The organism is Pseudomonas sp. 24 E 13, assembly GCF_900004715.1.
Taxonomy (GTDB): domain Bacteria; phylum Pseudomonadota; class Gammaproteobacteria; order Pseudomonadales; family Pseudomonadaceae; genus Aquipseudomonas; species Aquipseudomonas orientalis_A.
In genome coordinates this window covers 152,637-166,363 of record NZ_CVTO01000099.1, presented here as the reverse complement: position 1 = coordinate 166,363, position 13,727 = coordinate 152,637, and the positions used below count along the sequence as shown (strand labels likewise).

At 61.5% G+C, this 13,727-nt stretch carries 9 protein-coding genes and 1 pseudogene; 9 read left to right on the top strand and 1 reads right to left on the bottom strand.

What is annotated here, in order from left to right; genetic code table 11:
* Positions 1 to 103 precede the first annotated feature (103 nt).
* A pseudogene (gene arcD / locus BFP90_RS08075) lies at positions 104 to 1,529 on the bottom strand (arginine-ornithine antiporter).
* A 400-nt stretch (positions 1,530 to 1,929) separates the two neighbouring features.
* Here arcD (BFP90_RS08075) and arcD (BFP90_RS08070) point away from each other — a divergent pair.
* The 9 genes from arcD (BFP90_RS08070) to gcvT all read left to right on the top strand — a co-directional run bounded on the left by arcD (BFP90_RS08070) (position 1,930) and on the right by gcvT (position 13,721).
* Positions 1,930 to 3,357 (top strand): arginine-ornithine antiporter, encoded by a 1,428-nt coding sequence (arcD, locus tag BFP90_RS08070; protein ID WP_065896407.1) that lies wholly within the window; start codon positions 1,930 to 1,932, stop codon positions 3,355 to 3,357.
* A 24-nt stretch (positions 3,358 to 3,381) separates the two neighbouring features.
* Complete coding sequence (arcA, locus tag BFP90_RS08065) at positions 3,382 to 4,638, top strand: arginine deiminase (protein WP_065896406.1); 1,257 nt, start codon at positions 3,382 to 3,384, stop codon at positions 4,636 to 4,638.
* Positions 4,639 to 4,650: 12 nt separating this feature from the next.
* Positions 4,651 to 5,661: an ornithine carbamoyltransferase gene (locus BFP90_RS08060; protein ID WP_065896405.1), complete on the top strand. Its 1,011-nt coding sequence runs from the start codon at positions 4,651 to 4,653 to the stop codon at positions 5,659 to 5,661.
* 148 nt (positions 5,662 to 5,809) lie between these two features.
* On the top strand, positions 5,810 to 6,739 hold the full coding sequence (gene arcC / locus BFP90_RS08055) for a carbamate kinase (protein ID WP_065895064.1): 930 nt from the start codon (positions 5,810 to 5,812) through the stop codon (positions 6,737 to 6,739).
* An 18-nt stretch (positions 6,740 to 6,757) separates the two neighbouring features.
* The gene (locus tag BFP90_RS08050; protein WP_065896404.1) at positions 6,758 to 7,120 is read left to right on the top strand and encodes a DUF5064 family protein; all 363 of its coding nucleotides are present in this window, start codon (positions 6,758 to 6,760) and stop codon (positions 7,118 to 7,120) included.
* Between the two features lie 207 nt (positions 7,121 to 7,327).
* Entirely contained in the window at positions 7,328 to 8,836 is a 1,509-nt protein-coding gene (locus BFP90_RS08045; RefSeq protein WP_065887621.1) for a sigma-54-dependent transcriptional regulator, read from the top strand.
* Positions 8,837 to 9,266: 430 nt separating this feature from the next.
* Positions 9,267 to 9,650, top strand: a complete 384-nt coding sequence (gene gcvH, locus BFP90_RS08040) for a glycine cleavage system protein GcvH (RefSeq protein ID WP_005790845.1) — start codon at positions 9,267 to 9,269, stop codon at positions 9,648 to 9,650.
* 10 nt (positions 9,651 to 9,660) lie between these two features.
* On the top strand, positions 9,661 to 12,498 hold the full coding sequence (gene gcvP / locus BFP90_RS08035; RefSeq protein ID WP_065896403.1) for an aminomethyl-transferring glycine dehydrogenase: 2,838 nt from the start codon (positions 9,661 to 9,663) through the stop codon (positions 12,496 to 12,498).
* 98 nt (positions 12,499 to 12,596) lie between these two features.
* Complete coding sequence (gene gcvT / locus BFP90_RS08030; protein ID WP_065896402.1) at positions 12,597 to 13,721, top strand: glycine cleavage system aminomethyltransferase GcvT; 1,125 nt, start codon at positions 12,597 to 12,599, stop codon at positions 13,719 to 13,721.
* The last annotated feature ends 6 nt before the right edge of the window (positions 13,722 to 13,727 follow it).

The following is a 13,727-nucleotide window of genomic DNA, read 5'->3' as shown; positions in this document are numbered from 1 at the left end:
AGAGCGGCTCGCTTCGCATCGTGGTTACGGTTGGGCGCTGCTGAGTTGTGTAGATACCTATGCCCCGATGGGGCCAGTACACCCACTATCAATTTCCGACATGTCACAACGACAACACCCCACTGTACAGCCCGTAGGCCGCCACTGCGGCGCCTGCCAGTACACACCCGAAAATGCCTTTTTCCACCGGGGTGAACAACGCCTGGCCCTGCTCGCGCCTGGCCTGGGCGAACAGAATCACACCGGGGGCATACAACAGCGCCGACAGCAGCAGGTATTTCAGGCCGCCGGCATACAAAAGCCATACGGCGTAAGCCAGGGCAATCAGGCCCACCAGCAAGTCCTTGATGCGCCGACGCTGGGCGCCTTCGTAGGTTTCCCCACGCCCGCTCAACAGCACCGCATAGGCCGCCGACCATAGGTACGGCACCAGAATCATCGACGATGCCAGGTAAATCAGGGTGGTGTAGGTACTGGCTGAAAACAGCGTGATGACCAGGAAAACCTGGATCACCACGTTGGTCAGCCACAGCGCGTTGACCGGCACCTGGTTGGCATTTTCCTTCTTCAGGAACGCCGGCATGGTCTTGTCCTGGGCGGTGGCGTAGAGGATTTCCACACAGCAACGCCCACGACAGCAGCGCCCCCAGCAACGAAACCGCCAGGCCGAGGCTGATCAATATCGCCCCCCAGGGCCCGACGATATGTTCCAGCACCCCGGCCAGGGAGGGGTTTTGCAATTGCGCCAGTTCCGGCTGGCTCATGATCCCCAGGGACAGCACATTCACCAGCACCAGCAGCGCCAGCACACCGAGAAACCCAATCACCGTGGCACGGCCCACGTCCGCGCGTTTCTCGGCCAGCGCCGAGTAGACGCTGGCACCTTCAATACCGATGAACACAAACACCGTGACCAGCATCATGTGGCGCACCTGCTCCGTCACACTGCCCATTTGCGGGTTGCCCAGGCCCCAGATATCGCGACTGAAGATGTCGGCCTTGAACGCCACGGCGGCAATCACGATAAACATCAGCAGCGGCACAATTTTCGCCACCGTGGTGACCTGGTTGATGAACGCCGCCTCCTTGATCCCGCGCATCACCAGAAAATGCACGGCCCACAGCAACACGGATGCACAGCCGATGGCCAGCGGCGTATTACCCTGGCCGAACACCGGGAAAAAGTAGCCGAGGGTGCTGAACAGCAACACGAAGTACCCGACGTTGCCCATCCACGCGCTGATCCAGTAACCCCAGGCGGACGAAAACCCCATGTAGTCGCCAAACCCGGCCTTGGCGTAGGCGTACACGCCGGAATCCAGTTCCGGCTTGCGGTTGGCCAGGGTCTGGAATACGAAGGCCAGGGTCAGCATGCCGACCGCGGTGATCGCCCAGCCGATCAGCACAGCGCCCACGCCAGCGCGTGCGGCCATGTTCTGCGGCAGGGAAAAGATCCCACCGCCGATCATCGAACCCACCACCAAGGCGATCAGGGCACCGAGCCGAAGTTTCTGCGCGGGCTGGGACATTGAAGTTCCTCGAATAAGTTTCTCAGCAGACACTTGGGCACACTATCAATTCAATTAATGCATGCAGCGCACTCATAACATAAAGGCATGTAAACACAGCAAGTTCAGGCGTATTTAGAATTTAAATAAGCGCGACATGACGCAGTCGTCAAACTTCATTAAGAAGTTTGCACATTCGCGAATACGAACTAGCGTCATACATCCACGCCACACCAAATGATTAATCAACACGCAAGAAGCGCTCTGCAAAGCGCTTCTTCGGGATTTTCATCGTCCCACGAACTTCCATGCCAAGTCATTAATTTACAATGGAATGTGCCAATGAAGCGATATGAGTCAGCTATTTGATTAGCCCACGGAATTATTCTGTGATCTCTCTCTCCTGCATTGGAGTCACACAATGTCTGATTCACCCGGAAAACTAAGGCTTGGCGCACTGGTTGCACTCGTGGTGGGCTCGATGATTGGCGGTGGGATCTTCTCATTGCCGCAAAACATGGCCGCCAGTGCCGACGTCGGCGCGGTATTGATTGGCTGGGTGATTACCGCGATCGGCATGTTGACCCTCGCCTTCGTGTTCCAGACCCTCGCCAACCGCAAGCCAAACCTGGACGGCGGTGTCTACGCCTACGCCAAGGCCGGCTTCGGCGACTACATGGGGTTCTCGTCCGCCTGGGGTTACTGGATCAGTGCCTGGCTGGGCAACGTCGGGTACTTCGTACTGCTGTTCAGCACCCTCGGTTACTTTTTCCCGATCTTTGGCGAAGGCAACACCCTCGCCGCCGTGATTGGCGCGTCGGTGTTGCTGTGGGCCGTGCATTTCCTGGTGCTGCGCGGGATCAAGGAAGCGGCGTTCATCAATCTGGTGACCACCGTCGCCAAGGTGGTGCCACTGGTGCTGTTCGTGTTGATCGCGCTGTTCGCGTTCAAGCTGGACATCTTCACCGCTGACATCTGGGGCGTGAAAAACCCGGACCTGGGCAGCGTGATGAACCAGGTGCGCAACATGATGCTGGTCACCGTGTGGGTGTTCATCGGTATCGAGGGCGCGAGCATCTTCTCGTCCCGGGCGGAAAAACGCAGCGACGTCGGCAAGGCCACCGTGATCGGTTTTATCACCGTGCTGCTGTTCCTGATGCTGGTGAACGTGCTGTCCCTGGGGATCATGACCCAGCCGGAACTGGCCAAGCTGCAGAACCCGTCGATGGCCGCCGTGCTGGAGCATGTGGTGGGCCACTGGGGCGCGGTGCTGATCAGCGTCGGCTTGATCATTTCCCTGCTGGGCGCGTTGCTGTCATGGGTGCTGCTGTGTGCGGAGATCATGTTCGCCGCCGCCAAGGACCACACCATGCCGGCGTTTCTGCGCCGCGAAAACGCCAACCACGTGCCGGTCAACGCCCTGTGGCTGACCAACGCGATGGTGCAACTGTTCCTGATCATCACGCTGTTTTCCGCCAGCACTTACCTGTCGCTGATCTACCTCGCCACCTCGATGATCCTGGTGCCCTACCTGTGGTCGGCGGCCTACGCCCTGCTGCTGGCGGTACGCGGCGAAACCTACGAGAACGCCTTCAAAGAGCGACGCAAAGACCTGTTCATCGGCGCCCTCGCGCTGATCTATGCGATCTGGCTGCTCTACGCCGGCGGCACCAAATACCTGCTGCTTTCGGCCCTGCTCTACGCCCCCGGCGCGATCCTGTTCGCCAAGGCCAAGCGTGAGCTGGGCAAACCGATATTCACCAACGTCGAGAAGCTGATTTTCACCGCAGTGGTCATTGGCGCCCTGGTGGCGGCCTATGGGCTCTACGACGGCTTCCTGACCCTGTAATTGTTGTTCACTGGAGGATCTGTAATGACCACGGAAAAAGTGAAATACGGCGTCCATTCCGAAGCCGGCAAACTGCGCAAAGTCATGGTGTGCTCCCCAGGCCTGGCCCATCAGCGGCTGACCCCCAACAACTGCGACGAACTGCTGTTCGATGACGTGCTCTGGGTGGCCCAGGCCAAACGCGACCACTTCGACTTCGTCACCAAGATGCGCGAGCGGGACATTGATGTGCTGGAAATGCACAACCTGCTGACCGACATCGTCGCCATCCCCGAAGCGCTGGACTGGATTCTGCAGCGCAAGATCACCGCCAATACGGTTGGCCTGGGCCTGGTCGAAGAGGTCGGTTCCTGGCTGCGCAGCCTGGAGCCGCGCAAGATCACCGAGTTCCTGATCGGTGGCGTGTCGGCCGATGATCTGCCGAGCAGCTTCGGTGGCAGGACCATCGAGATGTTCCGCGACTTCCTCGGCCACGCCAGTTTCATCCTGCCGCCGCTGCCCAATACCCAGTTCACCCGCGACACCACCTGCTGGATCTACGGCGGCGTGACGCTCAACCCGATGTACTGGCCGGCGCGACGCCAGGAAACCCTGCTGGCCAGCGCCATCTATAAGTTCCACCCGGAATTCACCAACGCCGACTTCCAGATCTGGTACGGCGACCCCGACCAGGACCACGGCGCCGCCACGCTGGAAGGCGGTGACGTGATGCCAATCGGCAACGGCGTGGTGTTGATCGGCATGGGCGAACGCTCGTCGCACCAGGCCATCGGCCAACTGGCGCGCAATCTGTTCAAGAACAACGCGGTGGAACGGGTGATCGTCGCCGGCCTGCCCAAATCCCGCGCGGCGATGCACCTGGACACGGTGTTCAGCTTCTGCGACCGCGACCTGGTCACCGTCTTCCCCGAAGTGGTCAACCAGATCGTGCCCTTCACCCTGCGCCCTGACGAGAGCAAGCCGCACGGTATCGATATCCAACGCGAGAAAACCAACTTCCTCGAGACCGTCGCCGCAGCGCTCAACCTCAAGGCCCTGCGTGTGGTCGAGACCGGCGGCAACAGCTTCGCCGCCGAACGCGAGCAGTGGGATGACGGCAACAACGTGGTGGCCGTGGAACCTGGCGTGGTGATCGGCTACGACCGCAACACCTACACCAATACCCTGCTGCGCAAGGCCGGGGTGGAAGTCATCACCATCAGCGCCGGTGAACTGGGCCGAGGCCGTGGCGGCGGCCACTGCATGACCTGCCCGATCATCCGCGACCCTATCGACTATTAAGGAGATTCCATCATGGCTTTCAATATGCGCAACCGCAGCCTGCTGTCGCTGATGCACCACACCACCCGCGAGTTGAACTACCTGCTGGACCTGTCCCGCGACCTCAAGCGCGCCAAGTACACCGGCACCGAGCGTGCACACCTCAAAGGCAAGAACATCGCGCTGATCTTTGAAAAAACCTCGACCCGCACCCGTTGCGCGTTCGAAGTGGCGGCTCATGACCAGGGCGCCCACGTCACCTACATCGACCCGGTGTCGTCGCAGATCGGCCACAAGGAAAGCATGAAAGATACGGCCCGTGTACTGGGCCGCATGTTCGACGCCATCGAGTACCGTGGCTTTGCGCAGGAAATCGTCGAAGAGCTGGCCAAGTTCGCCGGCGTGCCGGTGTTCAACGGTCTCACTGCCGAATTCCACCCCACGCAAATGATCGCCGACACCCTGACCATGCGCGAGCACAGCGACAAGCCGCTGCATGACATCAGCTACGCCTACCTCGGGGATGCGCGCTACAACATGGGCAACTCGTTGCTGATGATCGGCGCCAAGCTCGGCATGGACGTGCGCATCGGTGCGCCAAAAGCGCTGTGGCCACACGACGACTTCATCAAGCAGTGCCAGGCCTTCGCTGAAGAAAGCGGCGCACGCATCACCATCACCGAAGACCCGACCGAAGCGGTCAAGGGCGTGGACTTCATCCACACCGATATCTGGGTGTCCATGGGCGAACCGGTGGAAGCCTGGGACGAGCGTATCGAGCAACTGCTGCCGTACCAGGTCAACGCCAAGATGATGAAGGCCTCGGGCAACCCACGGGTGAAGTTCATGCACTGCCTGCCGGCGTTCCACAACAGCGAAACCAAGGTCGGCAAGGACATCGCCGCACGCTATCCGCACTTGGCCAATGGCGTGGAAGTGACCGAGGAAGTCTTCGAATCGCCGGCCAACATTGCCTTTGAGCAGGCGGAAAACCGCATGCACACCATCAAGGCGATCCTGGTGTCGGCGTTGGCGGATATCTAAACCCTGCTGCGATCACACTGTAGGAGCGAGCTTGCTCGCGAAAAACTCAAGGGCACCGCGTTCATTCAGAATGGGCGCGTTATCGTTGACCTCCTTCGCGAGCAAGCTCGCTCCTACACAGGATTGCGAGCTCTAGAAGGATTGCATTATGCGCATCGTCGTAGCCCTGGGCGGCAACGCCCTCCTGCGCCGTGGTGAACCCATGACCGCGGACAACCAACGCGCCAATATCCGCATCGCCACCGAACAGATCGCCAAGATCCACGCCGGCAACGAGCTGGTGATCGCCCACGGCAATGGCCCGCAAGTCGGCCTGCTGTCGTTGCAGGCGGCGGCCTACACCAGCGTCTCGCCCTACCCGCTGGACGTGCTGGGCGCCGAAACCGAAGGCATGATCGGCTACATCATCGAACAGGAGCTGGGCAACCTGCTGGACTTCGAAGTGCCCTTCGCCACCCTGCTTACCCAGGTTGAAGTGGACGCCAGGGACCCGGCCTTCCAGAACCCGACCAAGCCCATCGGCCCGGTGTATACCAAAGCCGAAGCCGAAAAACTCGCCGCTGAAAAAGGCTGGGCGATTGCCCCGGATGGCGACAAATACCGCCGTGTGGTGGCCAGCCCCCGCCCGAAACGCATCTTTGAAATCCGCCCGATCAAGTGGCTGCTGGAAAAAAACGCCATCGTGATCTGCGCCGGCGGCGGCGGCATTCCGACGATGTATGGCGAAGACGGCAAGCTGCGCGGTATTGAAGCCGTGATTGATAAAGACTTGTGTTCATCCTTGCTGGCTTCGCAACTGGACGCCGACCTGCTGGTGATCGCCACCGACGTCAACGCCGCCTTTATCGACTACGGCAAGCCCACCCAGAAGGCCATCGGCCACGCCCACCCGGACGAAATGGAAAAACTCGGCTTCGCCGCCGGCTCCATGGGGCCCAAGGTGCAAGCGGCCTGCGAGTTCGCCCGTCAGACTGGCAAAACCGCCGTGATCGGTTCACTCTCGGACATCGAAGCCATCGTCCAGGGCCACGCCGGCACCCGCATCAGCACGGCGACACCTGGCATCACCTATCTGTGAAGTAGAGGAGATTTGCCTATGGCTACCTTTGAACCGGGACACTTGCACGTCGAACGTCACGCACTCAACGAGCATGACTACAGCTACAACCTGTGCATCGACTATGAAGTCAGCCAGGACCCCAAGGAAGGCAAGGGCATGTTGTTCAAGCTGCACGGTTCGGTGCAGGGCAAGGACCTCAAGGAAGAGTTCTTCCTGCCCAAGGACCAGACGTTCGACTTTGCCCGGCATGCGATGAACATCGCGCAGAAATACGGCATGCCGAAAGTCGCAGTGTTGAACGGGTCGATGCACAAGCAGTACGACTTGATGTTCGAAGATGTGCGCCATCAGCTGGATGTGAAATCCGGCGACCCGGTCAAGCCCGAACACCTGGAGTAACCCCGCTGCACTGACACAACACTGTGCAGAATGTGGGAGGGGGCTTGCCCCCGATGGCAGTGAATCAGCCAACAAGTCTGTAGCTGACACACCGCATCGGGGGCAAGCCCCCTCCCACATTTGATCTCCATCAGTTGTCAGATTTCACCTGCGCCCCGCGCCAAGGCATACTTGCCGCCTCTGCTCTCCAGAATTGCCAATCGCCCCATGCGTATCCACGTCAGCTTCATCGACCGCGTCGGCATCACCCAGGAAGTCCTGGCCCTGCTGGGTGGGCGCAACCTCAACCTGGATGCGGTGGAGATGGTGCCGCCCAACGTCTATATCGACGCACCGACCTTGAGCGCCGAGGTGCTCGAGGAACTGCGCGATGCGTTGTTCAGCGTGCAGGGCGTACAGGCGGTGACGGTGGTCGACATCCTTCCCGGCCAGCGCCGCCACCTGCAACTCGACGCGCTGCTGGCGGCGATGACCGACCCGGTGCTGGCCCTGGACAGCGCGGGCACGATCCTGTTGGCCAACCCGGCGTTGATCGCCCTCTACGGGCGGGAACCGGCCGGGGAAAGCATCGCCGAGCTGTTCAGCGACCCAGGGCTGTTGGACACCTTGCTGGAACATGGCTTTCGCCTGCCGTTGCGCGAGATCAGCGTCAACGGCCAGACCCTGTTGCTGGACGCCACGCCGATCACCGATGCCGGCGCCCTGCTCACCCTCTACCCGCCCAACCGCATCGGCGAGCAACTGTCGGCGCTGCACCACGACCATGCCGAAGGTTTCGACGCGCTGTTGGGCGAATCCCCGGTCATCCGCACCTTGAAGGCGCGCGCGCAACGCGTGGCGGCGCTGGATGCCCCGCTGTTGATCCAGGGCGAAACCGGCACCGGCAAAGAGCTGGTGGCGCGTGCCTGCCATGCGATCAGCGCCCGTCACAGTGCACCGTTCCTGGCACTGAACTGTGCCGCACTGCCGGAGAATCTCGCCGAGAGTGAATTGTTCGGGTATGCCCCCGGGGCCTTTACCGGCGCCCAGCGCGGCGGCAAGCCGGGGCTGATGGAGTTGGCCAACCAGGGCACGGTGTTCCTCGATGAAATCGGCGAAATGTCGCCGTACCTGCAGGCCAAGTTGCTGCGCTTTCTCAACGACGGCAGCTTTCGCCGGGTGGGCGGCGACCGCGAAGTGAAGGTCAATGTGCGCATCCTCAGCGCCACCCACCGCGACCTGGAAAAGATGGTCAGCGAAGGCACCTTTCGCGAAGACCTGTTCTACCGCCTCAACGTACTCAACGTTGAAGTACCGCCGTTGCGCGCACGCGGCCAGGACATCCTGCTGCTGGCGCGCTACTTCATGCAGCAGGCCTGCGCGCAGATCCAGCGCCCCGTCTGCCGCCTGGCGCCCGGCACCTACCCGGCGCTGCTGGGCAACCGTTGGCCGGGCAACGTGCGCCAGTTGCAAAACGTGATCTTCCGCGCCGCCGCCATCTGTGAAAGCAGCCTGGTGGATATCGGCGACCTCGACATCGCCGGCACGTCCGTCGCCCGCCAGAGCGACGGCGAAATCGACAGCCTGGAACAAGCGGTGGAACACTTCGAGCGCGACCTGCTGGAAAAGCTCTACACCAGCTACCCCTCGACCCGCCAACTGGCCAGCCGTCTGCAAACCTCCCATACCGCGATTGCCCATCGTTTGCGCAAGTACGGCATTCCAAACAAGCCCTAGCTCCAAAAGTCAGCAGATTTAAATGTGGAATACAAACCCATGTGGGAGGGGGCTTGCCCCCGATAGCATTGTGTCAGTCAACTCATCCATTGCTGATCCACCGCAATCGGGGGCAAGCCCCCTCCCACATTTGGAATGTATTGCCAATTTTTGGTCTGAGAACGACATTCTGTGTACTGAAAGCGCTACAGCGTAACGATATCGCTACAACCCTGCTTTTCGCGCGCCATGCAAGGCTTTGATCCACATAGTCTTTTTTTCTCAGGCCGAACTGTAGCGAAATCGCTACAGCCAAAACCCATAGCATCACCACCAATTTTGATAACCCATTGTTTTGTAACACTTTAATAACCTTGGCCGCGATATTGCTAAGCAACTCCCCATTATCCCAATCCCGTCCACCAGACGAATCTGGCCCTGAGGAGTTTCCATGAGCGAGTTGCGTTTCACTGAAGATCACGAATGGCTGCGCGCCGAAGCCGATGGCAGCGTCACCGTGGGCATTACCGCTTTTGCGCAGAACGCGCTGGGTGATGTGGTTTTCGTGCAACTGCCTGAGCTGCAGGCCTACGACAAGGGCGCCGAAGCGTCCACCGTGGAATCGGTCAAGGCCGCCAGCGGTGTGTATATGCCCCTGGACGGTGAAGTCCTCGAAGTGAATGACAAACTCGATGGCAGCCCCGAACTGGTCAACGAAGACCCGATGGGCGAAGGTTGGTTCTTCCGCTTTAAACCAGCCGACGCCGATGCAGTGGCTAAGCTGTTGGATCAGGATGCGTACGACCGCCTGATCAAAGCCAACGCTGAAGCCTGAGGAGCGCGCCATGACCGTTAATCTGACCACCGCCAACGAATTCATCGCCCGCCACATCGGCCCGCGCCAGGAAGACGAGCAGCAGATGCTCGCCAGCCTGGGTTTTGACTCCCTCGAAGCCCTGAGCGCCAGCGTGATCCCGGAAAGCATCAAGGGCACCAGCGTGCTCGGCCTGGAAGACGGCCTGAGCGAAGCCCAGGCCCTGGCCAGGATCAAGACCATCGCCGGCCAGAACCAACTGTTCAAGACCTATATCGGCCAGGGCTACTACAACTGCCATACGCCATCGCCGATCCTGCGTAACCTCCTGGAAAACCCGGCCTGGTACACCGCCTACACCCCGTACCAGCCGGAAATTTCCCAGGGCCGCCTGGAAGCGCTGCTGAACTTCCAGACCCTGATCAGCGACCTCACCGGTCTGCCGATCGCCAACGCCTCCTTGCTCGACGAAGCCACCGCCGCCGCCGAAGCCATGACCTTCTGCAAGCGCCTGAGCAAGAACAAAGGCAGCAACGCGTTCTTCGCCTCGGTGCACAGCCACCCGCAAACCCTCGACGTTCTGCGCACCCGCGCCGAGCCGCTGGGCATCGACGTGGTAGTGGGCGATGAGCGCGAACTGAGCGACGTCAGCGCATTCTTCGGCGCCCTGCTGCAATACCCGGCGAGCAACGGTGATGTGTTCGATTATCGCGAGTTGACCGAGCGCTTCCACGCCGCCAATGCGCTGGTCGCCGTGGCCGCCGACCTGCTGGCCCTGACCCTGCTGACCCCGCCGGGCGAGTTCGGCGCCGACGTGGCCATCGGCAGCGCGCAACGCTTCGGCGTGCCGTTGGGCTTTGGCGGCCCGCATGCGGCGTACTTCTCCACCAAGGATGCGTTCAAGCGCGACATGCCAGGCCGTCTGGTCGGTGTGTCGGTGGACCGTTTCGGCAAGCCGGCCCTGCGCCTGGCCATGCAGACCCGCGAGCAACATATCCGCCGCGAGAAAGCCACCAGCAACATCTGCACCGCCCAAGTGCTGCTGGCCAACATCGCCAGCATGTACGCCGTTTACCACGGCCCTGAAGGCCTGACCCAGATCGCCCAGCGCATTCACCAACTGACCGCGATCTTGGCCAAGGGCCTGACCGCCCTGGGCCTGAAGGTCGAGCAGGAACACTTCTTCGACACGATCACCCTCAACACCGGCGCAAACACCGCCGCCCTGCACGACAAGGCACGCACCCAGCGCATCAACCTGCGCGTAGTGGACGGCGAGCGCGTTGGCCTGTCGATCGACGAGACCACCACCCAGGCCGATATCGAAGCCCTGTGGACCATCTTCGCCGACGGCAAGGCCCTGCCCGCCTTTGCCGCCACCCAAATCACCCTGCCGAGCGCCCTGCTGCGCCAGTCGCCGATCCTCAGCCACCCGGTGTTCAACCGTTACCATTCGGAAACCGAGCTGATGCGCTACCTGCGCAAACTGGCCGACAAGGACCTGGCGCTGGACCGCACCATGATCCCGCTGGGTTCGTGCACCATGAAACTCAACGCCGCCAGCGAAATGATCCCGGTGACCTGGGCCGAATTCGGTGCCCTGCACCCGTTCGCCCCGGCCGCACAAAGCGCCGGCTATCAACAACTGACCAGCGAGCTGGAGGCCATGCTCTGCGCGGCCACCGGTTACGACGCCATTTCCCTGCAACCGAACGCCGGTTCCCAGGGTGAATACGCCGGCCTCCTGGCGATCCGCGCCTACCACCAGAGCCGTGGCGAAGCGCGTCGCGACATCTGCCTGATCCCATCGTCGGCCCACGGCACCAACCCGGCGACCGCCAACATGGCCGGCATGCGCGTGGTGGTCACCGCCTGCGACGCACGGGGCAACGTCGACATCGAGGACCTGCGCGCCAAGGCCATCGAGCACCGCGAGCACCTCGCTGCGCTGATGATCACCTACCCGTCTACCCACGGTGTGTTCGAGGAAGGCATTCGCGACATCTGCGCGATCATCCACGACAACGGCGGCCAGGTGTACATCGACGGCGCCAACATGAACGCCATGGTGGGCCTGTGCGCACCGGGCAAGTTCGGCGGCGACGTCTCCCACCTGAACCTGCACAAAACCTTCTGCATTCCCCACGGCGGTGGCGGCCCGGGCGTTGGCCCGATTGGCGTCAAGTCGCACCTCACGCCCTTCCTGCCAGGCCATGCGGCCATGGAGCGCAAGGAAGGCGCGGTGTGTGCCGCACCGTTCGGCAGCGCAAGCATTTTGCCGATCACCTGGATGTACATCAGCATGATGGGCGGCGCGGGCCTCAAGCGCGCGTCGCAGTTGGCGATCCTGAATGCCAACTACATCTCCCGTCGCCTGGAAGAGCACTACCCGGTGCTGTACACCGGCAGCAACGGCCTGGTCGCCCACGAATGCATCCTCGATCTGCGCCCGCTCAAGGACAGCAGCGGCATCAGCGTGGACGACGTGGCCAAGCGCCTGATCGACTTCGGCTTCCATGCGCCGACCATGTCGTTCCCGGTGGCCGGCACCTTGATGATCGAGCCGACCGAAAGCGAATCCAGGGAAGAACTGGACCGCTTCTGCGAGGCCATGATCGCCATTCGCGAAGAGATTCGCGCCGTGGAAAACGGCACCCTGGACAAGGACGACAACCCCCTCAAGAACGCCCCGCATACCGCAGCGGAACTGGTGGGCGAGTGGACGCACCCGTACAGCCGTGAACAGGCGGTGTACCCGGTAGCCTCGCTGATCGAAGGCAAGTACTGGCCGCCGGTGGGCCGGGTCGACAACGTGTTTGGCGATCGCAACCTGGTGTGTGCGTGCCCGTCAATCGAGAGCTACGCCTAACCCGCCTGACTGAAAGGGGTCAAAAAATCTGGGAGGGGGCTTGCTCCCTCCCACACTTGACCGAGTCGGCCTCGAAAAATAAGTTTCAGGAGCTGAACATGTCCACCGAAACCCTGTTGAAAACCCCGTTGCACGCCCTGCATCTCGAGCTGGGCGCGCGCATGGTGCCCTTCGCCGGCTACGACATGCCGGTGCAATACCCGCTGGGCGTCATGAAAGAGCACCTGCACACCCGTGAACAGGCCGGCCTGTTCGATGTGTCGCACATGGGCCAGATCCGCCTGACCGGTGCCAATGCCGCCAAAGCCCTTGAAACCCTGGTGCCGGTCGACATCATCGACCTGCCGGTAGGCATGCAGCGCTACGCGATGTTCACCAACGAGCAGGGCGGCATCCTCGACGACCTGATGGTGGCCAACCTGGGCAACGACGAACTGTTCCTGGTGGTCAATGCCGCCTGCAAGGACCAGGACCTGGCGCACCTGCGCCAGCACATCGGCGACCAGTGCAGCATCGAACCGTTGTTCGAAGCTCGCGCATTGCTGGCCCTGCAAGGCCCGGCGGCGGTGAAGGTGCTGGCGCGCCTGGCACCGCAAGTCACCCAGATGACGTTCATGCAATTCGCCACCCTGCGCCTGCTGGGAGTGGACTGCTACGTCAGCCGCTCCGGCTATACCGGTGAAGACGGTTTCGAAATTTCCGTACCGGCTGAAAATGCCGAGAGCCTTGCCCGCAGCCTGCTGGCCGAAGCCGAAGTGCAGGCGATCGGCCTGGGTGCGCGCGACTCCCTGCGCCTTGAGGCCGGCCTGTGCCTGTACGGGCATGACATGGACACCGAGACCACCCCAATCGAAGCCAGCCTGCTGTGGGCGATTTCCAAAGCGCGCCGTGCCGATGGCGCGCGTGCCGGCGGCTTCCCCGGTGCAGACCGAATCTTCACCCAGCAGCAAACCGGCGTGAGCCGCAAACGCGTCGGCCTGTTGCCCCAGGAGCGCACTCCGGTACGTGAAGGCGCTGAAATCGTCGACGCAGAGGGCGCGGTGATTGGCAGCGTGTGCAGCGGTGGCTTTGGTCCCTCTCTGGGCGGACCGTTGGCGATGGGTTACCTGGACAGCGCCTTTACCGCACTGGATACCGAGGTTTCTGCGCTGGTGCGTGGGAAAAAGGTGCCATTACGTGTAAGTAAAATGCCATTTGTACCGCAACGTTACTTCCGTGGCTGATAGATC